We start from the raw sequence: 23,986 nt of genomic DNA on the forward strand, positions 1-23,986 counted from the left end.
CCTCACTTCATCCAGGCCGGGGTGACCGGCAGGCCGTTGTGGTGGCGGTATTCGGCGATTGCCTTGAGATTTCGCAGTTCCAGCAGGTGGCCGGGGCCGAACATGTCCCAGAAGTCACCCACCCAGACCGGCCGTGCCGGGGGCGCGGTCTCCGGGTAGGGGTTCTCGTCATAGAACGGATGGTGGCAATTCGTCCACAGCACAACCGATCCCGGCTTGTCCAGAACCACCTGCGCATCGACGATGCGCATCAGATAGATCATCCACAGGTGCTTGCCCTGGTCCCAGGCGCAGTGGTAATCCACGGTGAGCGCGTCACGGTTGGCCACGGTGCGGGTGTAGATCTCGCTGCCCGGGCCGGACGGCCCGGCACCGAGCCGGTCGTGGGCCAGCCACAGCCCGGGCTCCTCGGTCGGGGTGAAACCGCGAAGGCTGTACGTCCACTCCTCGAGGCATCGGGTGTCGGACATGTAGTCGAACAACTCGTCGGGTGGGCACTCGATGTAGTCGTTGACGGTGCAGTACTGGCCGAACACCTGGTCGTGCGGGTACACCGAGCGCATCATGTCCATGATGATCGGAGTGGCCTGCTCCTTCGGCGAGGTCTCGATCCGGATCAGTCCGTCCAGCGGGGTTCGGGTGGCCCGATGGGCCGTGATGTCTTCAAGCGCGGGCAGTGACATGGGACCTGTTCTCCTCTGAGGTGGAAGGTGTGCTGTCTGTGGTGGCGAGAAATGCTGCGAACGGCGGGATTTCGTCGGCCGAACATTCGATGCTCAGTACCGACGGGCCGTCGGTGTCCAGTGCCATGCCGAGCGCCCGGGGCAGCTGGCGGAACTCGGTGACGTCGTACGCCGGCAGTCCGGGGAACATGGCCGCCAGCCCGGCACCCAGCCGGCTCGGGCCGAACCTGTTGTAGGAGTAGCGATCGTCGTAGAACAGCTGCTCCCGCGTCACGCACATGGCATGGGCATGGTTGTCGAACAGGACGAAGGTGATCGGCAGCCGGTACTGCATCGCGGTGTGAATCTCCATGCCGTGCATGAAGAACGAGCCGTCCCCGGCAATCACCGCGGTACGCCTCGGGCGGCCGGACGCGGTGGCGGCAGAAGCCCGGTGAAACGTCATCCCGATACCCGCGCCGAAGCTGTAACCCATGCCGCCCATACCCAGCGCGACCATGAAACGGCCGTCCCGGCGGGCAGGCAGATAGTGGATGGCCGACGCCCCGACGTTGCCCGCGTCGACGACGATGTCGGTGCCGTCGGGCAGGGCGCCGTCGAGTACGGCCATCGCGTCGCGGTACCTGATGCCCGGGCCGTCGTGGGCCGGTGGACGCAGTTCGGTTCGCGGTGCCGTATCCGGCACCCGCACCTGAGCCGGACGGCCGGCCCCGGACAGGGCCCGGACCAGCTGTGTCAGCGACACCCGCAGATCGTCTGAGTGCAGGTGGGTGCACGGCAGATAGGGCACCTGGGCGCCGATCGAGTAGGTCGGCACCGGCCCCAGCGACTCGTCGAGGCCGGCCCGGGCGGTCACCGTCAGGCGGGTGCCGACGATCAGGCACAACGCGCTCTGCGCCGCGGCAGCGGACACCCCGGGATGGCCCATCACACCGGATACCCCCAGTGCGGAGGACGAGCCGAATCCGGGGGTGCCCGCCACGTCCTTGGCATCGGGCACCGTGGCCACCCGCGCCCGCAGGGTGGCTCGCAGGCGTTCCAGTTCGCCTCTGGCGTCGTCGCGGGCCACCTGCTCACCGGCGATGATCGTGATCGGGCCGTCGACACCGCGCAGCGCCTGCTCGAGCACTCCGAGATCGGCATGTCGGGCCGCCGTCCCGGTGGCATGAACCCGGCCGTTGCCTGCCCCGGGCTCCCCCAGATCCGCCTGCTGAATGTTCTTGGGCAGCAACAACACCGCCGGTCCACCGGTGCGCGCGGCGGCCAGCGCCTCCGGGAGCGCGGTAACGATGTCTGCCGGCGCCAGCAGCCTGCGGCAGTACAGCGAGACCGCCGAGAACAGCGCGTGCCCGTCCAGGCTTCCGTTGTCCCCGCTGGTGTCCTGGAAGGCCCCGCGCCCGTCGAGCGTGGTCGGGGCCTGCCCGATCAGCGCCAGCACGGGAACGCGGCTGGCCAGCGATTCCGCCAGCCCGGGGACGGTGTTCAGGCAACCGCCACCGGAGGTTGCCGCCACCACCCCGATCCCGCCGCCGCTGCGGCTGTATCCGTCCGCCATTGTGGCAGCGGAGAATTCGTGTTTGGCCAGCACCGCGGTGATGTCGTCGCGGAAGTGCGCCGCGTCGTAGAGGTCCTCGATATTGGCACCGTCCACGCCGAAGATGTGCGTGACCCCGTTCGCGGCCAGCTGGCCGACGATGTGGTCCACCACCCTGTGCGCCTTGACCATGTGTCACCTACTTCCGTGCTCTGCCAGTGACACGACCCGCGGGCGGGCTCGGTTCACCGTGCCGGCGGATTGGTGCGAACTCCCCGCGATCTCACAGGCAACGCCACGATCACGACCATCGCGATCTTGGGCATAGTGGATGACGGGGTCGCTCTCACCGGCGACCGCGAGACCCCGCGATCGGAGGCATCAGATGACACAGCCCTACCTGGATTGGGACGCCGCGTACCGGCAGGACACCCCGCCGCCGTGGAGCATCGGAGAACCACAGCCTGAGCTCGCCCGCGTGATCGAGCAGGGCAAGGTGCACGGCGAAGTCCTCGACTCGGGCTGCGGACACGCGGCGTTGTCGCTGGCGCTGGCCGCACAGGGGTACACCGTGGTGGGGCTCGATGCCAGCGCCACGGCGGTGGCCGAGGCGGCCGCGACGGCTGCCGAACGTGGCCTGACCACAGCGACTTTCGCCCAGGCCGACATGACCGACTTCGGTGGTTACGACGGCCGCTTCGACACCGTGCTGGACAGTGGCCTGCTCCACGCCCTGCCGATCGACGGGCGCCAGGCGTACGTGCGGGCGATCCACCGCGCGTCGGCGCCGGGAGCGGCGCTGTTCATCCTGGCCTTTGCGGCCCGACCGTTCGGGGACAGCGCCCCGGGACCGAGCGGCTTCACCGCCGACGAGTTACGCGACACCGTCGCCACCTGCTGGACCGTCGACGAGGTGCGGCCGGCCAAGCTGTACGGCAACGACACCCCCGCGGCCGGCGGGCCTGCGGCGCTACCCGGTGTGGAGCGGGACGGTGCCGGGCACATCACCATGCCCGGCTTCCTGCTGAGCGCCCACAAAGCCGGCTGAGCGCGCTGCCTCAGAGCTGCTTTTCCAGCAGCACCTTGCCGTCCGGGGACGTAACCAGTTGCACCGCAGCGATATCCGCCTTCGGCATCTGGGTATTGCCGCTCGGCAGCGCGGTGGCGCCGGACAACCCGAGCCACGTCGCGATCTCGTTGCGGCTGCCGTCCCGGCCGATCACCACCATGCCCAGGTTCTGCGGGGGCGCATCCTGCTTGCCCCAGCTTCCGTAACTGCAGGCCATGTCGATCCGGGTGCCCCAGGAGTAACTGGTCATCGCGATGCTGGCGTTGATGGGTGTGTCGGAGACCTTGTTCATCGCCAGCATCTCCGCGCTCTGCTGCTCGGTGCCGCTGTGCAGGCCGAACACCTCGGGTCGGATCCCGATCACCACACCGACGGCCAGCAGCGCCGCGGCCAGGCCGACAGCTGCCGTGGTCACCCAGCGCGAACGCCGCCGCCCCCAGCTCACCTTCGCCAGCACAGACTGCAGCACCTCCGGCCGCAGCGGCGGATCGGGCTGTTCGGATTCGAGGGCCAGCACGTCGTCGAGGTTGAGCATGGCCAACAACGCCGGCATTCCGGTCAACTCGGCGACCGCGGCACGGCACTGCGGGCAACCGTCCAGATGGGCCTCATACTCGCGGCGCTCGCTGCTTTCCAGCGATCCCAGCACGTAGGCCGCATCCCAGGTCCGGTAACGGTCGGATTCCACCGGGTCAGGGATGTGGGGTACACCGAACTGTGTCATCGTGTCACCCCCATCTCTTGCAAGTTCAGTCGTAATGCGCGTACCGCGTAGTGCAGCCGTGATTTCACGGTGCCCTCGGGTATCTGAAGGTCGTCGGCGATCTGCCCGGTGGTCCAGCCCTGGTAGTAGGCCCGGCGGACCACGGCCCGGTGTTCGTCGGAGAGTTGGCTCAGTGCCGTACTCAGCAGAATTCGATCCAAGGCGTTGTCCACCTGGTCGGGGGTGGCAGCTGCCCCGCCGTGGTCTGCCACCTGTTCGGGATCGGGTACCCCGGTTTCATTGCGGAACCGGGCACTTCGGCGTTCATCGATGATCATATTGCGCGCCACGGTGAACAACCAGGCTCGTGCCGATCGATCGGTGTCGGCGGTGACGTCGGGGTGACGCCACGCACGCAGCAGCGTCTCCTGCACCACGTCCTCGGCCCGGGCCCGGTCACCCGTGAGCCGCAGGGCGTAGCGCCACAGCGCGGCAGCATGCTCGTCGTAGAGCACCCGCATCATGGCGGCCTCCGGATCATCCATTCCCTACCTCCGTCTGTGATACGACGTTGGTGGCGATCCGGTTCAATTACTACCTTTGCGCGCAGCCGGGCACCAGAGTCGGCCCGTGATTCAGGTAGTGATTGCTGGCGTCAATTACTGGGTGAGGATTCGCGGGCCGTCTTCGGTGACGGCGACGGTGTGCTCCCAGTGCGCGGCGCGGGTGCCGTCGGCAGTGACGACGGTCCACTCGTCGTCGAGGATCTTCGTCTCGGTGGTCCCCAGGGTGAGCATGGGTTCGATGGCCAGTACCGAGCCCGGCTCGAGGTACGGGCCGCGCCCGGGCGAACCCTCGTTCGGCAGGAACGGATCCATGTGCATCTGCCTGCCGATGCCGTGGCCGCCGTAGCCGTCGACGATCCCGTACTTGCGGTCGTGGCGGGCCTCGGCCGCGTGGGTCTCGACCTCGATCGCGTGGGAGACGTCGGTCAGCCGATTTCCGGGCAGCATCGCCGCGATGCCGGCCTCCATGGCCGATTTCGTTGCGGCAGAAAGGGCTTCGTCAGCTGCGATCAGCGCACCGATCCCGAACGTGACGGCCGAGTCACCGTGCCACCCGTCGACGATCGCGCCGCAGTCGATGGACACCAGATCTCCGGCGGCCAGTTTCTCGCCGGCCGACGGAATGCCGTGCACCACACGGTCGTTCACGGACGCGCAGATGCTGGCGGGGAATCCGTGGTAGCCGAGGAACGACGGTGTACCGCCACCGTCACGGATGACGGATTCGGCGATCTGATCCAGTTCGAGCGTGGACACCCCCGGCGCGGCGGCAGCGCGCACGGCCCGAAGCGCCGAGGCGACCAGCGCCCCGGCCACGGCCATCGCGTCCAACTCTCCGGCGCTGCGCTGCGCAACGACCTTGCGCTTGCGCAACCCCGGCAATCTGATCACTTACCCAGTGCGTGCAATGCGCGGGCGAACACCTCGTCGAGGGCGCCCACCGCATCCACGGTCTTCAGGTCGTCGCGGTAGTACTCCAGCAGCGGCTCGGTCTCGTCGCGGTAGACCTTCATGCGGTTGCGGATGACCTCGTCGGTGTCGTCGGCACGGCCGCGACCCTTGAGGCGGGTCAACAACTCGTCCTCGGAGACCTGGAACTCCACCACGGCATCGAGCTTGGTGTTGCGGGCGGCAAGCATGTCCTTGAGTGCGCCGGCCTGCTCGACCGAACGCGGGTACCCGTCGAGGATGAATCCGTCGGCGGCGTCGGCCTGATCGATGCGGTCCTCGACCAGACGGTTCGTCAGTTCGGCGGGCACCAGATCGCCGGCGTCCAGGTAGCGCTTGGCTTCCAGTCCGAGCGGAGTGCCGTCACCGATGTTCTTGCGGAACAGATCCCCGGTGGAGATTTGCGGGATGCCGAGCTTCTCGGACAGCTTCTCTGCCTGCGTGCCTTTGCCCGCACCGGGCGGTCCGAGTAGAACGACTCTCACTTCAGGAACCCTTCGTAGTTACGTTGCATGAGCTGGCTCTCGATCTGTTTGACGGTGTCCAAGCCGACGCCGATCATGATCAGAACCGCGGTCCCGCCGAACGGCAGATTCTGTACCGAGCCGGTGTTGCCGATCTGCAGGAACAGGTTGGGCAGAACGGCGATGGTACCGAGGTAGATCGAGCCGGGGAGGGTGATCCGGCTGAGCACGTACCGCAGGTAGTCCGCGGTCGGCTTGCCGGGCCGGATGCCCGGGATGAATCCACCGAACTTCTTCATCTCGTCGGCGCGCTCGTCCGGGTTGAAGGTGATCGACACGTAGAAGTACGTGAAGAACACGATCAGTCCGAAGTAGATCGCGATGTAAACCGGATCGGCGGGATTCGTCAGGTAGTCGGCGACGAACTTGTCCCACCAACTGTTGCCCGGATTGGCGCTACCGCTCTGGATCAGCTGCGTGATCAGGTGCGGGATGTAGATCAGCGACGACGCGAAGATCACCGGGATGACGCCGGCCTGGTTGACCTTGAGCGGCAGGTAGGTGGAGGTGCCGCCGTACATCTTGCGGCCCACCATGCGCTTGGCGTACTGGACCGGGATGCGGCGCTGGCCCTGCTCGACGAACACCACGCCGACGATGATGAGCAGCGTCGCGGCAACCACCGCGGTGAACACCAGGCCGCCGCGGCTCTCCAGGATGGTCTGGCCCTCGGACGGGATGCGGGCCGCGATGCCGGCGAAGATCAGCAGGGACATGCCGTTGCCGATGCCGCGCTCGGTGATCAGCTCGCCCATCCACATCACCAGCGCAGCGCCTGCCGTCATCACCAGCACGATGACGATCAGCCCGAAGACCGAGGTGTCCTGGATGATGTCGAGGCTGCAGCCCTGCAGCAGGCCGCCGTTGGCGGCGAGCGCCACGATGCTGGTGGCCTGCAGAATGGCCAGCGCGATCGACAGATAACGCGTGTACTGCGTCATCTTGGCCTGACCGGCCTGGCCCTCCTTCTGCAGTTGTTCGAAGCGCGGGATCACCACGACCAGCAGCTGCACGATGATGCTGGCGGTGATGTAGGGCATGACGCCCACCGCGAAGACGGTCAGCTGCAGCAGTGCGCCACCTGAGAACAGGTTGATCAACGAGTAGATCTGCGCCGAATCTCCGCCGCTGACCTGCTCGATGCACTTCTGGACGTTCGGGTAGTTAACCCCTGGAGACGGGATCGACGCGCCGGCCCGGTACAGGATCACCAGGCCCAACGTGAACAGGATCTTACGTCTGAGGTCGGCCGTCCGCAGCGATGAGATGAAAGCCGAAAGCACTCTTCCTCCTGCGCAGCCGACCTCTCAGCGCGGCGTGCCAAATGGGGCTGGGTGGAGCCAGCGTCAATGGTCAAGTCATGTCCGGCCGCCCAGCAGGCGCGCAGCCTGCGGACTCAGCCGTCAAATCAGTCTACGAGAGTAACAGTTGTCCCGGAGAGGACCCTCCATGCACCCGCGTCGGGGCCACCCGATCCGCCCGAGGATCCACCCCCAGCTGCGGAGCGGAGCTTCTCTTCAGAATCGGAGCGTACAGTCGGCGACAGCTCATTACACCACCTAACTAACACGTTGATTCTGACTGAACAAAGGGGAATTCATGGCCCGGACCGCTGACGACTCATGGGATCTGGCGTCGAGCGTGGGTGCCACTGCGACCATGGTTGCGGCAGCACGTGCGATGGCCACCAATTCCGATGATCCGGTGATCGACGACCCCTTCGCCGCTCCCCTGGTGCGCGCCGTCGGGATGGACTTCTTCTCCAAACTGGCCGACGAGAACTTCACCACCGAGGGACTCGACGAAGAGGCGGCGACGGGCCTGATCCGGTTCGCCAACGGCATGGCCGCGCGTACCCGGTTCTTCGACGACTTCTTCCTGACCGCATGCCGTGCCGGTATCCGGCAGGCGGTCATCCTGGCGGCCGGTCTGGACTCGCGGGCCTACCGGCTGCCGTGGCCGGACGGCACCGTCGTCTACGAGGTCGACCAGCCCGAGGTCATCGAGTTCAAGAGCGCCACCATGGCGAGCCTGGGCGCGGTGCCGACGACCGACCGCCGGACCGTGGCCATCGATCTGCGCTTCGACTGGCCCACGGCTCTGGCCGAGGCCGGGTTCGACGCGTCGGTGCCGACGGCCTGGATCGCCGAGGGGTTGCTGGGGTACCTGCCGGGAGATGCGCAGGACCGTTTGCTCGACCAGGTCACGGCGCTCAGCGCGCCCGGCAGCCGCTTCGGTGTGGAAGGCGTGCCCGCGACCGAGACCAACGACGAGGAGTCCATCCGGGCCCGGATGCAGGAGTTCACCGACCGCTGGCGCGCCCACGGTCTTGACCTCGACCTCAACGAGCTGATCTTCCTAGGCGACCGTGCCGACGTGACGACGTATCTGGAAGGGCATGCCTGGAAGACCACCGGCATCTCCTCCAACGATCTGCTGATCCGGACCGGCCTGCCGCCGGTCGAGGATGAGGCCCACGCCGCGTCGGTGCTCTATATCAACGCCGAGAAGTAGGGAACACGATGACACGGTCCGACACCGACAGCTGGGATCTGGCCTCCAGCGTGGGTGCGACGGCGACGATGGTCGCCGCGGCCCGCGCGATCGCGAGTGCCGAACCCGATCCGCTGATCAATGACCCCTACGCGGCGGACCTGGTCCGCGCCGTCGGGGTGGAGTTCTTCACCAAGCTCGTCGACGGCGAGATCGCCCTCGACGGTGAGTTGGCCGCCGGCGCCGAGTTGATGGTGGGCATCATGGCGGTGCGGACGAAGTTCTTCGACGACTTCTTCACCGCCGCCGGAGGCGGCAATTCCACAGAAGCCGCGACAGCGGACGGGGTCCGCCAGGCGGTGATCCTTGCCTCCGGTCTGGATTCGCGCGCATACCGGCTGCCCTGGCCCGACGGCACCGTGGTCTACGAACTCGACCAACCCGAGGTGATCGGCGCCAAGACGGCCACCATGGCGCAGATCGGGGCCACCCCCACAGCCGAACGCCGCACCGTGGCCGTCGACCTGCGCGACGACTGGCCCGCGGCGCTGCGGGCGGCAGGGTTCGATCCGGCCGCGCCGAGCGCCTGGAGTGCCGAGGGCCTGCTGGCCTATCTGCCGCCGGAAGCCCAGGACCGGTTGTTCGACAACATCACCGCGCTCAGCGCGCCGGGGAGCAGACTGGCGACCGAGTTCCATCCCGACATCGCGGCGAACCTGCGCGAGCGCGGCAACCAGATGAGCGAGCAGTGGCGCAGGCACGGCCTCGACCTCGATCTGGCCAACCTCTGGTACGACGGCGAGCGGAATTCGGTCGTCGACTACCTCAACGACAGCGGTTGGTCGGTCACCGCCCGGCGGCGGCCCGAGTTGTTCGCCGAATACGGCCGCGCCTTCCCCGACAGTGAAGCGGCCACGCCGCAACGTAATTCGCAGGCTGTCATCGCAATACGAGATTAGGAAAACACCATGACCCGCACCGAAGGCGACACCTGGGATCTCGCCACCAGCGTCGGCGCCACCGCGACCGGTGTCGCGGCGTCGCGCGCGCTGGCCAGCAAGCAACCCGACCCGCTGATCACCGATCCGTACGCCGACGCGCTGGTGCGTGCGGTGGGCCTGGAGCACAGCATCCGGCTCGCCGACGGCGAGGTGTGCGTCGAAGGCGATCTGATGCTCGATCGGCAGCGGATGTGTGAACAGATCGCCGTCCGCACCCGGTTCTTCGACGACTTCTTCACTGCCGCAGGCGCGGCAGGCATCCGCCAGGCGGTGATCTTGGCGTCCGGGCTGGACACCCGCGCCTACCGGCTGGCCTGGCCGGCCGGCACCGTGGTGTTCGAGGTGGACCAGCCTGCGGTGCTGGAGTTCAAGACCGGCACGCTGGCCGGGCTCGACGCCGAGCCGGCCGCCGAGCTGCACTGCGTGCCGATCGACCTCCGGGAGGACTGGCCGAAAGCCCTGCGTGACAACGGCTTCGACCCCGCAGTTCCGACGGCCTGGATCGCCGAGGGCCTGCTGATCTATCTGCCGCCGGAAGCCCAGGACCGGTTGTTCGACAACATCACCGCGCTCAGCGCCCCGGGCAGCCGGCTGGCCACCGAGCACATGGACGCCGCCTCGCTCACGGACAAGTGGTCGCAGCGGGTCAGCGAGTGGTCCAAGAAGGTCGGGTCCGACGTGGACCTGATGGACCTGTTCTATTCGGGTGAGCGGACAGCCGCCCGCGACTACCTCACCACGCTGGGGTGGGACGCCACCGTGCAATCCACCCGCGCGGCCTACGAGTCGCACGGCTTCCCCTACCCCGAGGAGCTCGCCGATCTCGCGGGCGATTCTGGTTATCTGTCAGCAACACTGAAGACACCGAACTAGACGGCCGGGAGGCGCACGATGGCACGCACCGATGGCGACAGCTGGGATCTGGCCTCCAGCGTCGGCGCGACCGCAACGCTGGTGGCCGCCGGGCGGGCCATCGCCAGCCAGGACTCCCACGGGCTGATCGATGATCCGTTCGCCGCGCCGTTGGTCCGCGCGGTGGGTATCGACGTGTTCACCAAGATGGTCGACGGTGAGCTGAGCCTTGAGATGCTGGGGCAGCTGGCACCGGACGCCGCCGACCGGGCCCGCGCCAACATCGACGAAATGGCGGTGCGGACCCGGTTCTTCGATGACTACTTCATTGCCGCCGGCAAAGCGGGCATCAAGCAGGCGGTGATCCTGGCGTCCGGGCTGGATTCACGTGCGTACCGGCTGCCCTGGCCCGACGGCACCGTGGTCTACGAGATCGACCAGCCCGAGGTGATCGAGTTCAAGACACGCACGCTGGCCGGTCTCGGCGCGGAGCCCACGGCGGAACGGCGCACGGTACCGATCGACCTGCGCGACGACTGGCCGGCCGCGCTGCGGGCAGCGGGATTCGATCCGGCCGCCCCGACCGCGTGGTGTGCTGAGGGGCTGCTGATCTATCTGCCTCCGGAGGCACAGGACCGGCTGTTCGACAATATCGCCGCCCTGAGCGCACCCGGCAGCGCCGTGGCCACCGAGTTCGTGCCCGGGCTCAAGGATTTCGACCCGGAGAAGGCCCGCGCCGCCACTGCGACGTTCACCCAGATGGGGTTGAACATGGACATGCCGTCGCTGATCTACCACGGCGAGAGGCATTCGGCTGCCGACTATTTGAATGCCAAGGGCTGGCAGATGACGGGTGTGGTCCGTTCGGAGCTGTTCGTCCGCCACGGTCTGCCCGTTCCCGACCGCGACGAGAACGACCCGATGGGCGAGATCGTCTACATCAGCGGCACTCTGAGCTGACACCCCGCGTATGAAGCACCACGGCGGAAAATCGGCCTTGAGACCGCCACCACGCTTCATACGCGGAACGCGCTGCGACACAAACGATCACGAACCCTTGGCGAAGCGCAGCGTCTCACCTCTGGCTCCGCCCATCCACAGGTCCTGACACGCGGCCGCCATGTCGTCGAGCCCGTCGATGATCTCGCCGAACACGTTGCCGGGCACCCAGCCCTGGTCTCCGTTGATCAGCAGGTTGTTGCGACCGTAGAACAACGCCAGATCGACGATCGCGCCCTTGGTTCCGGTGCCGGCACTGTTCTCGTAGCCGTACGCGGGGTTGCCCAGGTCGTCGGAGTCGAACGAGAACCAGCACAGGTCACCGGGTATCGGGGTGACCGTGGTGTTCTCCTTGCCCGGGTCGGCGCCGAACGCCGGCAGCAGAGTGTAGATCTCGTTGCGGGCGTACTTGCCGTGGAACACCTGCGCGGCCAGCGGCAGGGCATCCCACACCGCGGCGCAGGTGCGTGGCGCCGCTTCGTCGAGAAGCCGGGCCACGCAACTGACGCCACGCTTGTCCAGCGACACCGTGATCAACCGGCTCATGAAACCTCCTCTGCGAGCATCGCGGGCACGCGGCGATGCCAGTCGGTGACGCCCTGGTATGCCTGCCCGACGCGCAGCACCAGCGCATCGGCATGACGCGGACCCACGATCTGCAACCCGATCGGCAGGCCGCTCGAGCTGAACCCGCACGGCACCGAAAGTGCCGGCTGCTGAGTCAGATTGAACGGATAGGTGTAGGGCGTCCAACTCGTCCAGTCCGGTGAGGACGATCCGTCGGGCACATCCTGGCCGACCGGAAACGCGGTCAGCGGCAGCGTCGGGGTGACGAGGACGTCGTAGGTCCGGTGGAACCGGCCCATCAGTTCCCCGAGCTTCATCCGGACGGCGGTCGCGTCCAGATAGTCCGACGCGGTGAAGCTCGCCCCGGTCGTGGCCGTGCGTCGCAGGCCGGGATCGACACGTCCGGCGTCGGGCCCATCCAGCTTGCCTTCCAACACCTTTGCCTCGCCGGAGAACCACAGCACGTGGAAGGCATGCACCGGGTCGGCGAAGCCCGGGCCGGCCTCCTCGACGTGGGCCCCCGCCGCGGCGAGCATCTCGACCGCGGCCCGCACCGCGGCGTCCACCTCAGGGTCGTTGACGCCGAAGCCGAGGTCCGGCGAGTAGGCGACGCGTAACCCGGCGATGCCACCGTCGAGGGCAGACCCGAAAGACGAACTCGGAGAGGGCATCGCTGACCAGTCGCGAGCGTCGAACCCGGTGATCACGTCCAGCAGCGCGGCAACGTCGGCGACCGTCCGGGCCATCGGGCCGGCGTGCGAGAGCGTGCCGAACGGGCTCGGCGGATACAGCGGGATGAGGCCGTAGGTCGGTTTGAGGGCGACGGTGCCGGTGAACGCGGCGGGGATGCGCACCGAACCTCCGCCGTCGGTGCCGACCGACCAGGGGCCCATCCCGAGGGCCACGGCCGCCGCGCTGCCCCCACTGGATCCGCCCGCGGTCATCGCGGGATTCCACGGGTTGCCGGTCGCCCCGTACCGCGGCGAGTCGGTCACGCCTTTCCACGAGTACTCCGGTGTGGTGGTCTTCCCGAGCAGCACCGCACCGGATTCCCGCAGCCGCGCCACACTGGGCGCATCCTCCTGCCAGGGTCCCGCGTCGTCGATGAGCCAGCTGCCCCGCAGGGTCGGCCATCCGCTGGTCCACAGCGCATCCTTGATCGACGTCGGGATCCCGTCGGCCGGACCGAGCGGATCTCCCTTGTACCAACGTTTTTCGGATTCTCGCGCGGAGGCCAGTGCACCGTCGGAGTCGACGAGCACGAAGGCATTCACCGCCTCGTCGTGGCGGTCGATCGCGGACAGGGCCGCCTCGGTCGCCTCTACCGGGGAGAGGGTCTTGGCGCGGTAGGCCTCGAGCAGTTCGACCGCCTGGGGGACCGTCACGGCCTGCCGCCCGGCACGTATCCGAGCTTCTTGTCCACGATGTTGACCAGCGGCTCTCCCGCCAGCCAGCGTCGCGCGTTGTCGGCGAACTGGGCGGCCAGGACGTCGCGGAAGCCTTCGACGTCGCCGGACATGTGCGCGGTGATGACGGCCCCGGGCGCGTCCCACAGCGGATGTTCGGCGGGCAGCGGCTCGGTGCTGAACACGTCGAGGGTGGCTCCGCCGATGCGGCGTTCGGTCAGCGCGGCCAGCAGCGCGCCTTCGTCGACGATGGGACCGCGCGCGATATTGACAAGGTGTGCATCGGGTTTCATCGCCTTGAGCACGGCCTCGTCGACGAGCCCCCGCGTCTGGGGGGTGAGCGGCGCGGCCAGCACGAGGTGATCGCACCAGCCGACGGCCTCGGCCAGATCGTCGGTCGCCACCACCGTGCCGAGATCAGGATCCTCGTCGACGGCCACGCGACCGGCACCGCGCACGGACAGCCCGGCCGCCCGCAGCAGGCGGGCGATCTCGCGGCCGATCCCGCCGGTCCCCACCACGAGTGCGCGCGCGCCCGCGATGCTGCGGGTCTCGCGGTAGCGCCACTCGTGACGACGTTGGTGGTCGTAGCCGGCCTGGCTGCCCTTGGCATACGCGATCACCGCGCCGAGCACGTATTCGGCTATGGGGCGGTCGAATACCCCGCGGGCGTTGGTGACCACGACGTCGGATCCCCGCAGCTCGTCGAACAGCAGTGTGTCGACCCCGGCCGCGGCGATGTGAATCCACTCGAGCGCGTCCGCATGCGCCCACACCTCCCGCAGTGCGGTGGAGAAGTAATCCCACAGGAACACCGCCTGTGCACCCGCCACGGCCTGTCCCAGTCCGGCCGCGTCGCAGTAGCGGAACTCCGCGTCCACGTCGTCCAGGCCGGGCACCCGGTCGGTCTCACGCTCGCACAACACCGCGATCACCGGGCGGGCTGCGTGGGGCGGCACCATTCCGAGGCTAGGAACACGCTCGTAGGATTGTCAACAATCTGTTGCCGGTTTGCCCTCTCGGCCTCACACTGTGGACATGACGCTCGAGGATGTCGTTCCTCCCCCACCGTTGCAGCAGGTGGGGATCGGTGTCGTGACGCCTCACGACTTCGCGCTCGACCGCGAACTGTGGCGCTGGGTGCCCAACGACGTCAGCCTCTACGTCACGCGGTTGCGGTACGCCCCGATGCAGGTCACCGTCGACATGGCGGTGCATGTCTCCGAACCCGAGCAGGTCGAGGCCGGCGCCGCGAACGTGCTCGCGGTGGCGCCGCTGGTGACGGCGTACGCGTGCACTGCGGGAAGCTTCGTCAAGGGAATGGCAGGCGAGGCCGCACTGGTCGCGGCGATGCGCGCGGCCGGAGCCCCGGCCGCCGTGACCACCAGTGGATCCATGCTCACCGCACTCCGCCACCTCGGCGTGCGCACGGTCGCCACCGTCACGCCGTACACCGCCGATCTCACGAGCGGGCTGACCAGTTATCTCATGGAGGCCGGGATAGAGGTGGCCGCCACCGCGGGCCTCGGCATGACGTCGCGGATCTGGGCGGTGCCGTATGCGACCACAGCCGAGTTGGTGTGTGCCACCGATTGTCCCGACGCCGAGGCCATCGTCATCAGTTGCACGAATCTGCCGACCTACGATCTGATCGCCCCGCTGGAGCGCGAGCTCGGCAAGCCGGTGGTCACCGCCAACCAGGTGACGATGTGGGCGGCCCTGGCCGTCGCGGGCCGCAAGGCCGTCGGCGCCGGTCAGCGGCTGCTGGAAACCTGAACGCGGGCAAGCGACACGGACACCATCGAAAGGAAAAGCATGGCGACGGTGGGGATCCTCTATCCCGGCCACAGCGCCGAAGACGACTTCGACGCATTGCAGGCACGGCTGCCCGCGACGCTCAGCTTGCCGGTCGCGATCACCTCGGTCGGCGAGGACGCGCATCGCGTCGACGCCCTCCTCGACCTCGGCCGGACCGAGCGCCTCGCCGACGGTGTCGTGCGGCTGAGGACGGCGCGGCCGGATTCGATGATGTGGGCATGCACGTCGGGCAGCTTCGTCTTCGGCCGCGACGGTGCCCGACGCCAGGCCGACGAGGTGGCGGCGGCGTCCGGAGTCCCTGCGTCGTCCACGTCAATCGCCTTCGTAGATGCTTTGCAGCACTTGGGAATACACCGAGTGGCGGTGGCCGCGTCCTATCCTGAGGACGTCGCGGCGCACTTCGTCGCGTTCCTGGCCGACGGCGGCGTCGACGTGGTGTCGATGGGCAGCCACGGCATCGTCACCGCGGCCGAGGTGGGCCGGCTGGAACAGGCGCAGGTGCTCGCGATGGTCACCGCGGCCGACCACCCCGATGCCGAGGCCGTACTGGTGCCCGACACCGCGATGCACACAATGAGTTTCATCGATCAGCTGGAATCCGCTGTCGGCAAACCGGTGCTCACCGCGAACCAGGTCACGGTCTGGAAGGGGCTGCAGCTGATCGGCCCGGTGCCGTCGCTCCCCGGGCTGGGCCACCTGTTCGGAGCCAGGCCGTGACCGACTTCATCAGTCCCGTCGAGCAGGAATCGACACCGAGCATCGTCGCCGAAAAGCTCAGGCAGGCCATCGCGTACGGCGCACTGACACCGGGCACGCAACTGGGCGAGGCCGAGCTGGCGCGCAAGCTCGGAGTCAGTCGCGGACCCCTGCGCGAGGGAATGCAGCGCCTCACCCAGGAAGGTCTGCTGATCGCGATCCGCAACCGCGGAGTGTTCGTCAACACCATGGACGCGAGCGAGATCCGCGACATGTACCTGGCTCGCGAGGCGATCGAGCGGACGGCGAGCCGCCAGATCCTGCAGGGCGACTACGCGAGCGCCGGGGACGCCCTACTCGCCGTGGTCGACGAGATGGCAGCGGCCAAGGACCTGGACGAGGTCAGCGAGGCCGACATGCGCTTCCACGAGGTGCTCGTCGAACTCGCGGGCAGCCCACGGCTGTCCCGGCTGCACCAGACCTTCCTGGTGGAGACCAGGATGTGCGTGCACGCACTGGCCGACACCTACGACGCCCCCGCCGACCGGGTCAGTGAGCATCAGACCCTGGCCGGCGCCATCCGCTCCGGTGACGTCGCGCTCACCGACAAGCTGATGCTGGCCCACATGGAGGACGCCGTCGAACGGCTGATCGCCCGGCTACCGGTCGGCGGACGCGGCTGACGTGCCTGCCCCGGTCCCCGTCACGGCCTCTGGTTCCGGCTCGGTCTCGTAATCGAGTTGGGGCGGCGCTTCCGGTGTCCCGGGGATCTCGGTGCCGCTGATCGGGCACCGGGCGGTCTCGGGCACCTTGATCAGCGCGACCATCCCGATCACGCAGGCGATCATCATGTAATAGGCAGGCACCAGTTGGTCGCCCGTCTTCGCCACCATCCAGTCGTTGATCGCCGGAGCCGTGCCGCCGAACAGCGAGGTCGACACGTTGTAGGCGATGGCGAAACCGGCATAACGCACCTGAGTGGGGAACATCGCCGGGAACGTCGCGGAGATGGTCGACAGCTGGGGCACATAGAGCAGGCCCAGCACCGCGAACGCGATGATCGCGCCGACCATGTTCGTCGACATCAGCAGGAACATCGGGATGCCCGCGACGAACAGGCCGATCAGGGAGACCCACCACATCGGTTTGCGACCCACCCGGTCGGAGATGTGGCCGGCGAACGGCAGGAACACCATCATCGACAACATGCCGATGATGGGGACCACCAAGGAGTGGCTGCTCGACAAGCCGATCGTCTGTTCCAGGTACGTCGGCATGTAGGTGAGCAGCGTGTAGTTGACCACGTTGAGCGCGACGACCAGACCGCCCAATCGCAGGATGGGGCCCCAGTACTCGACCACGAGATCCTTGAGCTCAGACGCGGGCCCGCCTTCCCGCTCCCCCTTTGATTCGAGTTCGCGGAAGATCGGGGTGTCCTCCAACTTCGAACGCAGGTAGACACCAACGAGGCCGAGCGGGGCCGCCACGAGGAAGGGCAGTCGCCAACCCCATTGCCCCATCTGGTCATCGGAGAGCAGTGCCGAGAAGCCGAGCATCAACAGCGCACCCATCGAAAAGCCCGCGAGGGTGCCGAATTCCAGGAAACTGCCGAGGAATCCACGCCGACGCGACGGTGCGTACTCGGCCATGAAGGTGGCAGCGCCGCCGTACTCGCCGCCGGTGGAGAAGCCCTGGATCATCCGCAACGCGACCATGAGCACCGGGGCCCACATCCCGATCGCGGCGTAGGACGGAATGAGCCCGGCGCAGAACGTCGCACCGGCCATCAGCACGATGGTTATCGCCAGCACGTGTTTGCGACCGAGCCGGTCGCCGAGCGGCCCCCAGACGAACCCGCCGAGCGGGCGGACCAGGAACGACACCGCGAACGTCGCGAGCGCCAGCAGGGTGGCTTGTTGGGCGTCGCCGGGGAATATCGCAGCCGAGATATAGCCGACGCCGTAGGCGTAGATGCCGTAGTCGAACCACTCGGTGGCGTTACCGATCGCCGATGCGGCGATTGCCCGCTTCAGTACGCCAGGATCCGGCGGATTCTCGGCCGGTTCGCGATAGTCGATCTCTGGTTTGTCTCCAAAGCCCTTCATCGGGCTTTTATGCGCGGGCACGAGTCCTCCATGTGTCTGACGACACCGTTCCCCGCCGCGCACTCTGTTACGGCTGCTCTGACTGGGTTGAACACCGCAGGGACAGGCCGTCGTATCGTCAGCAATTCATCAGTTGCCAAGACCTGACGTTACAGCCCCCGGGCCCGCGGTGCACCGGCGCGTTACCCCGTCGCAATTATCCTTTGCGTCAAAACCGGTACTCGCCCAGCCAGAGGGCACTGGCGCCGGTCACCGTGCGCCCGGCATTTTCGAGTACTCCGACGACCGATTGCCCGAGCAGGTTTCCGATGGCCTGCGGCAGCGAGGAGGCCGCCGGTTGTGAGGAAGGCTTGGGCCGCACCATGTCCAGCCACGACGAGCCCGGGTAGCTCAGCACCCGCACCTTGGTGTCCGGATCCAGTCCGGCCAGTACCTTGGCCCGGGTGATCGCGGTCCGCAGCCCGCCGAGCTCGTCGACGAGGCCGTGCTCCACGGCGTCGGCACCAGTCCAGATCCGTCCCCTCGCGACCTTGTCGACCTGCTCGACCGACAACTTGCGCCCGTCGGCCACCCGAGCGATGAAATCGGTGTAGAGCAGGTCGGCCTCGGCTTCGATCTGGGTGTGTTGTTCGTCGGTGAACGGCGCGTTCGACGACCAGGCATCCGCATTGGGGTTGGTACGCAAGGAATCCGAGCCCACCCCGAGCTTGTCTTTGAGTTCGCGCGAGACCAGCTTGCCGGTGACCACACCGATGGATCCGGTGATGGTGCCCGGGTTGGCCACGATCTCGTCGGCCGCCATCGACACGTAGTAGCCGCCCGACGCCGCGACCGCACCCATCGAGGCGACGACGGGCTTGCCGCGCTCACGGGCCCGAACCACCTCTCGCCAAATGGTTTCCGAGCCGCTGACCGAACCGCCTGGACTGTCCACCCGCAGCACGATCGCCGATACCTCGTCGTCCGAGGCGGCCTCACGCAGGGCCGCGGCGATGGTGTCGCCACCGGCGTTGGAGCTGCCCAGGGGAAGCACCTGTGGGCCGCCGCGGCCGCTCACGATGGGACCGTGCAGCGTCACCACCGCAACGGTGGGCTTGGACTTGCGGCCGGGGATGGGCGGCGTCGGCACCTTCGGAGTGGTCCGGGCATAACGCGAGAGATAAAGCCGCGGTAGGGCATCCGGGTGGTTGTCGGCATCCGCACCGGCCTCCGTCGGGCCACCCGACAGTTCACCGATCCGCGAATAGACCTCGTCCCGGAACCCGATCCGGTCGATCAGGCCGGCCGTGACCGCTTCATCCCGCAACACCGGCGCCCGGTCGGCCAGCGTGTTGATCGTGTCGCCGGTCAGTTGCCGTGATTCGGCGATGGCCTGCCACACCTGCGACTGCAGGCTCTCGATCATCCGGCCGTCGGCCTCGCGTTGCGCATCGGTGTAGCGGTCTTCGGTGAAAATGTTTGCGGCGGACTTGTATTCACCGCGCGCCACGAACTGCGCCTCGATGCCCACCTTGTCCAGCGCATCGCGCAGGAACATCGCGTTGGTGGCGAAACCGATCAGACCGACCGTGCCCGACGGCTGCATCCACACCTCACGGAACGCCGATGCCAGGTAGTAGGACAGCGTGCCGGGGTAGGTCTCCGCCCAGGCCAGTGTGGGCTTGACGTCGCTGAATGCCGCGATGGCGGCGCGCAGCTCCTGCACCGGGCCGGGTGCGGCAGCAGGCAGCTGCACCCGCGCGATCAGCCCGGCCACCCGATCGTCCTCGGCGGCACGGTGGATCGCCGCGACGGCCTGCCGCAGCACCAGCGGCCGTCCGCCGCCCGAGATCACGGCCAGCGGGTCGAAGCCCGCGGTCTCCGGTGGCATGGTCTGCAGGTCCAGTTCCAGCACACACCCGTTGGGAACGCCGTTGTGCCGGGCAGTGTCAACGCGCCGGACCAACGTCTTGAGGTCGTCCTGGCCGGGCAGTCCTGGGAGGAAGGCGAACATGAAATCGAGCCTACCGATCCGCGGATTCTGCGCGCGACGACAAGAAGCCTCTGCCCGCCCACCCCATCGCCGTACCGTGATACGGGTGACGTTCTCCATCTCGCTCCCGCAGCTCGATCACGACGGCTTCGACGACACGGGCTTCAAGGCCTATCTGGCTCGCGCCGAGGAACTCGGTTTCGAGGGCGGTTGGACGATCGAGCAGACCGTGGGCCCGGCGCCGACGATCGCCCCGCTGGAGCTGCTGTCCTACGCCGCGGCGGTCACCACGACGCTGCGGCTGGGCGTGGCGGTTCTGGTCACTTCACTGCACGACCCGTTGCAGCTGGCGTCCGCGATCACCGCGGTGGACCGGCTCAGCCACGGCCGCCTCGACGTCGGCGTGGCACCCGGCGGAGGTTTTCGGCAGTTCCCGGCCTTCGGGGTGGACCGCTCGACCTTCATCGCCAGCTTCACCGAAGGGCTGGAGTTGATGAAGGCCGCATGGTCGGACGAACCCCGGATCACCTTCCACGGCCGGTTCCGCGATGTCGACGACCTGGCCATCAGCCCCAAACCGGTTCAGCGCCCGCACCCGCCGATCTGGTTCGGAGCCAACGCCCCGGTGGCGCTGGCCCGGGCCGTGCGCCACGGCGACGCATTTCTCGGCGCCGGCTCCTCGACCACCGCAGCCTTCGCCGAGGCCGTGCGCACGGTGCGCCGGGAGATCGACGAGCAGGGCAAGGATGCGGACCGGTTCCGAATCGGCAAGCGGGTGTATCTCATCGTCGACGACGACAGCGAGCGCGCTCGGGACCGGGTGGCTGCGGGGCTGCGCCGCATCTACGGGGACCGGGCCGAGCAGCTCACCGAGGTGGCGGTGGCCGGCACGGTGGACGAGGTGGTGCGGGGGCTTCGTGCGGTTCTCGACGCGGGCGCGCAGACCATCGTGCTCAACCCGACCGGCGCGACGATCGCCGAGGACCGCGAGCAGATGGAGCGACTGGCCGCCGATGTGATCCCGCGGCTCACCTAGCCTGGCGAGCAGACGCGAAAACCCCCTAAACCACGCGGGTTAGGGGGTTTTCACGTCTGCTCGCGCAGAAAAACTACAGCTCGGTGGCCGAACCGCCGGCAGCGGTGATGGCCTCACGGGCGCTACCGCTGAACTTGTTGGCGGTGACGTCGACCTTGACGGCCAGCTTGCCTTCGCCGAGAACCTTCACCAGGGAGTTCTTGCGAACCAGGCCCTTGGCAACCAGCTCGTCGACACCGATGGTGCCGCCCTGCGGGAACGCCTTGGCGATCTCGCCGACGTTGACGACCTGGTACTCGGTCCGGAAGCGGTTCTTGAAGCCCTTGAGCTTCGGCAGCCGCATGTGGATCGGCATCTGGCCACCCTCGAACGTCGCGGGGACGTTCTTGCGGGCCTTGGTGCCCTTGGTACCACGACCGGCGGTCTTACCCTTGGAGCCCTCACCACGACCAACGCGGGTCTTGGCGGTCTTCTCTCCGGGGGCGGGCTTCAGGTCGTGAAGCTTGATAACGGACATCAGGACTTCACCTCCTCCACCTCGATGAGGTGATGAACGGCCTTGATCAGACCGCGGGTCTGAGCGTTGTCCTCACGCACCACGGACTGACGAATCTTCTTCAGTCCCAGGGTCCGCAGGCTTTCGCGCTGCTTCCAGCGTGCGCCGATGGTTCCGCGCACCTGGGTGATCTTGAGTTCTGCCATGGTTATGCCGATCCCTCACGCGCTGCTGCGGCAGCCAGCGCTTCGCTCTCGCGCCGGGCCTTCAGCATGCCGGCCGGCGCCACGTCCTCGAGCGGCAGACCGCGACGGGCCGCCACCTCTTCGGGCCGCTGGATCTGCTTCAGCGCGGCAACGGTGGCGTGCACCACGTTGATCGCGTTGTCGCTGCCCAGCGACTTGGCCAGGATGTCGTGCACGCCGGCGCATTCCAGCACCGCGCGAGCCGCACCACCGGCGATGACACCGGTACCGGGGCTGGCCGGGCGCAACATCACGACACCGGCAGCGGCCTCGCCCTGAACCGGGTGCACGATGGTGCCACCGATCAGCGGAACGCGGAAGAAGCCCTTGCGAGCCTCCTCGACGCCCTTGGCGATTGCGGCCGGAACTTCCTTGGCCTTGCCGTAGCCGACGCCGACCATGCCCTTGCCGTCACCGACGATGACCAGTGCGGTGAAGCTGAAGCGCCGACCACCCTTGACCACCTTGGAGACGCGGTTGATCGACACCACGCGCTCGATGTAATTGCTCTTCTCGCCGCTGTCGCGGCCTCCACGGCCACCGCGGTCGTCGCGACGGCCGCGGCCGCCACGGTTCTCCGACGCCGGAGCGGCTCCTGCCTGCTCGGCCATCATGCAGTCCTCTCGTTGACAGTCATCAGAATTTCAGCCCGCCCTCGCGCGCGGCATCCGCCAGCGCGGCGATCCGGCCGCCATAGGTGTAGCCACCGCGGTCGAACACAACGGTGTCGATGCCGGCAGCCTTGGCGCGCTCGGCGATCAGCTGACCGACCCGAACGCTGTGCGCCTTCTTGTCACCTTCGACGGCGCGAACGTCGGCTTCGATCGACGATGCAGCCGCCAGCGTGACGCCCTGCAGGTCGTCGACGAGCTGCACGTGGATGTGGCGAGCCGAACGGTTGACCACCAGACGCGGGGTCTGAGCGGTGCCGGAGACCTTCTTGCGCAACCGGGCGTGCCGACGCAGCCGGGAGTTGCGGCGGGTCTCAGAGATGTTCTGCCCCACCGGCTTACGGGCGGTGGCAGCTTCAGTCTTAGCAGCCATGATTACTTACCTGTCTTTCCGACCTTGCGGCGGATCTGCTCACCCTCGTAACGCACGCCCTTGCCCTTGTACGGGTCGGGGCGGCGCAGGCGGCGGATGACCGCGGAGATCTGACCGACCTTTTGCTTGTCGATGCCTGAGACCGAGAACTTGGTGGGCGTCTCGACGGCGAAGGTGATGCCCTCCGGCGCCTCGATCACCACGGGGTGGCTGTAACCGAGTGCGAACTCCAGGTTGGAACCCTTGAGCTGGACGCGGTAGCCGACGCCGAAGATCTCCATCTTGCGGGTGTAGCCCTCGGTGACACCGGTGACCAGGTTGGCCACCAGGGTCCGGGACAGACCGTGCAGGGAGCGGCTGCGCCGCTCGTCATCGGGACGGCTGACCACGATGGCGCCGTCGTCGTTGCGCTCGACGGTGATCGGCTCAGCGACATCCAGGGTCAGGGTGCCCTTGGGGCCCTTGACCGAGACGTTGCGGCCGTCGATCGTCACATCGACCCCGGCGGGAACCAGGACCGGCTGCTTTCCAATACGCGACATGTTTTGCTGCCCCCTACCAGACGTAAGCGAGGACTTCGCCGCCCACGCCCTGTCGAGCTGCCTGGCGGTCGGTGAGCAGGCCCGAGGACGTGGAGATGATCGCCACGCCCAGGCCGCCGAGCACCCGAGGCAGATTGGTGGATTTTGCGTAGACCCGCAGGCCGGGCTTGGACACCCGGCGCAGGCCGGCGATGCTGCGCTCACGGCTGGGGCCGTACTTGAGCGACACCACCAGGGACTTGCCGACGCGAGCATCCTCGGTGCGGTAGTCGTTGATGTAGCCCTCTTTCTTGAGGATCTCGGCGATGTTCGCCTTGATCTTCGAGTGGGGCAGAGTCACCTCATCGTGGTACGCCGAATTGGCGTTGCGCAGACGTGTCAAAAAGTCTGCGATCGGGTCAGTCATCGTCATGACAACCGGCTCACCTTCCTCGCGGCGGTTCCCCGTACCCAGTTTTTGGGGGAGGCCTTCCGCAACCTGTTGTTGGGGGTCTGTGTTACCAGCTGGACTTCTGCACGCCGGGCAGCTCGCCCGCGTGCGCCATCTCGCGCAGGCAGATACGGCACAGCCCGAACTTGCGGTAGACCGAGTGCGGGCGACCGCACTTGTTGCACCGCGTGTACGCGCGAACCGCGAACTTGGGCTTCTTGTTGGCCTTGTGGATCAACGCCTTCTTTGCCATGTGC

General features: G+C 67.5%; 28 protein-coding genes. 9 read left to right on the forward strand and 19 right to left on the reverse strand.

All coding sequences use genetic code 11. The annotated features are described in order from the left end of the window. Positions 1 to 2: 2 nt before the first annotated feature. Entirely contained in the window at positions 3 to 683 is a 681-nt protein-coding gene (locus G6N57_RS30590; protein WP_077742155.1) for an SRPBCC family protein, read from the reverse strand. Continuing rightward, positions 664 to 2,409 carry a thiamine pyrophosphate-binding protein gene (locus G6N57_RS30595; protein WP_162563992.1) on the reverse strand — a complete coding sequence of 582 codons (1,746 nt, stop codon included), beginning with the start codon at positions 2,407 to 2,409 and terminating at the stop codon, positions 664 to 666. Before G6N57_RS30595 ends, G6N57_RS30590 begins: the two co-directional genes overlap by 20 nt. Positions 2,410 to 2,602: 193 nt before the next feature. Here G6N57_RS30595 and G6N57_RS30600 point away from each other — a divergent pair, with 193 nt between their 5' ends. Then, a complete protein-coding gene (locus tag G6N57_RS30600; RefSeq protein WP_077742156.1) occupies positions 2,603 to 3,265 on the forward strand; it encodes a class I SAM-dependent methyltransferase in 663 nt (220 codons plus the stop codon). A gap of 10 nt (positions 3,266 to 3,275) precedes the next feature. On the opposite strand, the gene G6N57_RS30605 is transcribed toward G6N57_RS30600, so the two are convergent. From G6N57_RS30605 to secY, 5 genes are all read right to left on the reverse strand, one after another. Further along, complete coding sequence (locus G6N57_RS30605) at positions 3,276 to 4,010, reverse strand: anti-sigma factor family protein (protein WP_077742157.1); 735 nt, start codon at positions 4,008 to 4,010, stop codon at positions 3,276 to 3,278. Then, entirely contained in the window at positions 4,007 to 4,534 is a 528-nt protein-coding gene (locus tag G6N57_RS30610; protein WP_077742158.1) for a sigma-70 family RNA polymerase sigma factor, read from the reverse strand. The genes G6N57_RS30605 and G6N57_RS30610 overlap by 4 nt, the downstream gene beginning before the upstream one ends. A gap of 114 nt (positions 4,535 to 4,648) precedes the next feature. Continuing rightward, the gene (map, locus tag G6N57_RS30615; RefSeq protein WP_036441106.1) at positions 4,649 to 5,446 is read right to left on the reverse strand and encodes a type I methionyl aminopeptidase; all 798 of its coding nucleotides are present in this window, start codon (positions 5,444 to 5,446) and stop codon (positions 4,649 to 4,651) included. Next, positions 5,443 to 5,988: an adenylate kinase gene (locus G6N57_RS30620; protein ID WP_003883414.1), complete on the reverse strand. Its 546-nt coding sequence runs from the start codon at positions 5,986 to 5,988 to the stop codon at positions 5,443 to 5,445. The genes map and G6N57_RS30620 overlap by 4 nt, the downstream gene beginning before the upstream one ends. Continuing rightward, positions 5,985 to 7,310 carry a preprotein translocase subunit SecY gene (secY, locus tag G6N57_RS30625; RefSeq protein ID WP_077742160.1) on the reverse strand — a complete coding sequence of 442 codons (1,326 nt, stop codon included), beginning with the start codon at positions 7,308 to 7,310 and terminating at the stop codon, positions 5,985 to 5,987. Before secY ends, G6N57_RS30620 begins: the two co-directional genes overlap by 4 nt. A 316-nt stretch (positions 7,311 to 7,626) precedes the next feature. On the opposite strand from secY, the gene G6N57_RS30630 reads away from it, so the two are divergent. The 4 genes from G6N57_RS30630 to G6N57_RS30645 are packed head-to-tail and all read left to right on the forward strand — an operon-like array spanning position 7,627 to position 11,333. Then, entirely contained in the window at positions 7,627 to 8,541 is a 915-nt protein-coding gene (locus G6N57_RS30630; protein WP_077742161.1) for a class I SAM-dependent methyltransferase, read from the forward strand. Between the two features lie 8 nt (positions 8,542 to 8,549). Next, positions 8,550 to 9,479, forward strand: a complete 930-nt coding sequence (locus G6N57_RS30635) for a class I SAM-dependent methyltransferase (protein WP_077742162.1) — start codon at positions 8,550 to 8,552, stop codon at positions 9,477 to 9,479. A gap of 9 nt (positions 9,480 to 9,488) precedes the next feature. Further along, on the forward strand, positions 9,489 to 10,394 hold the full coding sequence (locus G6N57_RS30640) for a class I SAM-dependent methyltransferase (protein ID WP_077742163.1): 906 nt from the start codon (positions 9,489 to 9,491) through the stop codon (positions 10,392 to 10,394). Between the two features lie 18 nt (positions 10,395 to 10,412). Beyond that, positions 10,413 to 11,333, forward strand: a complete 921-nt coding sequence (locus G6N57_RS30645; protein WP_077742164.1) for a class I SAM-dependent methyltransferase — start codon at positions 10,413 to 10,415, stop codon at positions 11,331 to 11,333. 87 nt (positions 11,334 to 11,420) lie between these two features. Here G6N57_RS30645 and G6N57_RS30650 read toward each other — a convergent pair whose 3' ends face one another. Genes G6N57_RS30650 through G6N57_RS30660 form a run of 3 tightly spaced genes read right to left on the reverse strand, consistent with a single transcriptional unit; the run spans position 11,421 to position 14,304 of the window. After that, positions 11,421 to 11,918: a DUF3830 family protein gene (locus G6N57_RS30650; protein ID WP_077742165.1), complete on the reverse strand. Its 498-nt coding sequence runs from the start codon at positions 11,916 to 11,918 to the stop codon at positions 11,421 to 11,423. Next, positions 11,915 to 13,324: an amidase gene (locus G6N57_RS30655; RefSeq protein WP_077742166.1), complete on the reverse strand. Its 1,410-nt coding sequence runs from the start codon at positions 13,322 to 13,324 to the stop codon at positions 11,915 to 11,917. The genes G6N57_RS30650 and G6N57_RS30655 overlap by 4 nt, the downstream gene beginning before the upstream one ends. After that, positions 13,321 to 14,304, reverse strand: coding sequence for a D-2-hydroxyacid dehydrogenase (locus tag G6N57_RS30660; protein WP_234815554.1), 984 nt, complete (start codon positions 14,302 to 14,304; stop codon positions 13,321 to 13,323). The genes G6N57_RS30655 and G6N57_RS30660 overlap by 4 nt, the downstream gene beginning before the upstream one ends. 79 nt (positions 14,305 to 14,383) lie before the next feature. Between G6N57_RS30660 and G6N57_RS30665 the strand changes: the two genes are divergently transcribed. The 3 genes from G6N57_RS30665 to G6N57_RS30675 are packed head-to-tail and all read left to right on the forward strand — an operon-like array spanning position 14,384 to position 16,542. Then, positions 14,384 to 15,121 carry a maleate cis-trans isomerase family protein gene (locus G6N57_RS30665; protein WP_197908776.1) on the forward strand — a complete coding sequence of 246 codons (738 nt, stop codon included), beginning with the start codon at positions 14,384 to 14,386 and terminating at the stop codon, positions 15,119 to 15,121. A gap of 39 nt (positions 15,122 to 15,160) precedes the next feature. Then, positions 15,161 to 15,880: a maleate cis-trans isomerase family protein gene (locus G6N57_RS30670; protein ID WP_162563993.1), complete on the forward strand. Its 720-nt coding sequence runs from the start codon at positions 15,161 to 15,163 to the stop codon at positions 15,878 to 15,880. Further along, positions 15,877 to 16,542 (forward strand): GntR family transcriptional regulator, encoded by a 666-nt coding sequence (locus G6N57_RS30675; RefSeq protein ID WP_077742168.1) that lies wholly within the window; start codon positions 15,877 to 15,879, stop codon positions 16,540 to 16,542. Before G6N57_RS30670 ends, G6N57_RS30675 begins: the two co-directional genes overlap by 4 nt. Here G6N57_RS30675 and G6N57_RS30680 read toward each other — a convergent pair. Next, positions 16,519 to 17,964, reverse strand: coding sequence for an MFS transporter (locus G6N57_RS30680; protein WP_077742169.1), 1,446 nt, complete (start codon positions 17,962 to 17,964; stop codon positions 16,519 to 16,521). The genes G6N57_RS30675 and G6N57_RS30680 overlap by 24 nt on opposite strands. A gap of 208 nt (positions 17,965 to 18,172) precedes the next feature. Then, entirely contained in the window at positions 18,173 to 19,957 is a 1,785-nt protein-coding gene (sppA, locus tag G6N57_RS30685; protein ID WP_077742170.1) for a signal peptide peptidase SppA, read from the reverse strand. Between the two features lie 85 nt (positions 19,958 to 20,042). Here sppA and G6N57_RS30690 point away from each other — a divergent pair, with 85 nt between their 5' ends. After that, positions 20,043 to 20,972 carry an LLM class flavin-dependent oxidoreductase gene (locus tag G6N57_RS30690; protein WP_077742171.1) on the forward strand — a complete coding sequence of 310 codons (930 nt, stop codon included), beginning with the start codon at positions 20,043 to 20,045 and terminating at the stop codon, positions 20,970 to 20,972. Between the two features lie 73 nt (positions 20,973 to 21,045). On the opposite strand, the gene rplO is transcribed toward G6N57_RS30690, so the two are convergent. The 7 genes from rplO to G6N57_RS30725 all read right to left on the reverse strand — a co-directional run bounded on the left by rplO (position 21,046) and on the right by G6N57_RS30725 (position 23,982). After that, positions 21,046 to 21,489 (reverse strand): 50S ribosomal protein L15, encoded by a 444-nt coding sequence (rplO, locus tag G6N57_RS30695; RefSeq protein WP_065461556.1) that lies wholly within the window; start codon positions 21,487 to 21,489, stop codon positions 21,046 to 21,048. Further along, positions 21,489 to 21,674, reverse strand: coding sequence for a 50S ribosomal protein L30 (rpmD, locus tag G6N57_RS30700; protein ID WP_029106891.1), 186 nt, complete (start codon positions 21,672 to 21,674; stop codon positions 21,489 to 21,491). The genes rplO and rpmD overlap by 1 nt, the downstream gene beginning before the upstream one ends. A 2-nt stretch (positions 21,675 to 21,676) precedes the next feature. Beyond that, positions 21,677 to 22,324, reverse strand: coding sequence for a 30S ribosomal protein S5 (gene rpsE / locus G6N57_RS30705; protein ID WP_077742630.1), 648 nt, complete (start codon positions 22,322 to 22,324; stop codon positions 21,677 to 21,679). A gap of 25 nt (positions 22,325 to 22,349) precedes the next feature. Further along, on the reverse strand, positions 22,350 to 22,757 hold the full coding sequence (rplR, locus tag G6N57_RS30710) for a 50S ribosomal protein L18 (protein WP_097925752.1): 408 nt from the start codon (positions 22,755 to 22,757) through the stop codon (positions 22,350 to 22,352). 2 nt (positions 22,758 to 22,759) lie between these two features. Continuing rightward, on the reverse strand, positions 22,760 to 23,299 hold the full coding sequence (rplF, locus tag G6N57_RS30715; protein WP_036441167.1) for a 50S ribosomal protein L6: 540 nt from the start codon (positions 23,297 to 23,299) through the stop codon (positions 22,760 to 22,762). 13 nt (positions 23,300 to 23,312) lie between these two features. Beyond that, on the reverse strand, positions 23,313 to 23,711 hold the full coding sequence (gene rpsH / locus G6N57_RS30720) for a 30S ribosomal protein S8 (protein ID WP_036441169.1): 399 nt from the start codon (positions 23,709 to 23,711) through the stop codon (positions 23,313 to 23,315). 85 nt (positions 23,712 to 23,796) lie between these two features. Next, positions 23,797 to 23,982: a type Z 30S ribosomal protein S14 gene (locus G6N57_RS30725; protein WP_003883429.1), complete on the reverse strand. Its 186-nt coding sequence runs from the start codon at positions 23,980 to 23,982 to the stop codon at positions 23,797 to 23,799. Positions 23,983 to 23,986 lie beyond the last annotated feature (4 nt).

Source organism: Mycolicibacterium boenickei, assembly GCF_010731295.1.
GTDB classification, from domain to species: Bacteria; Actinomycetota; Actinomycetes; order Mycobacteriales; family Mycobacteriaceae; genus Mycobacterium; species Mycobacterium boenickei.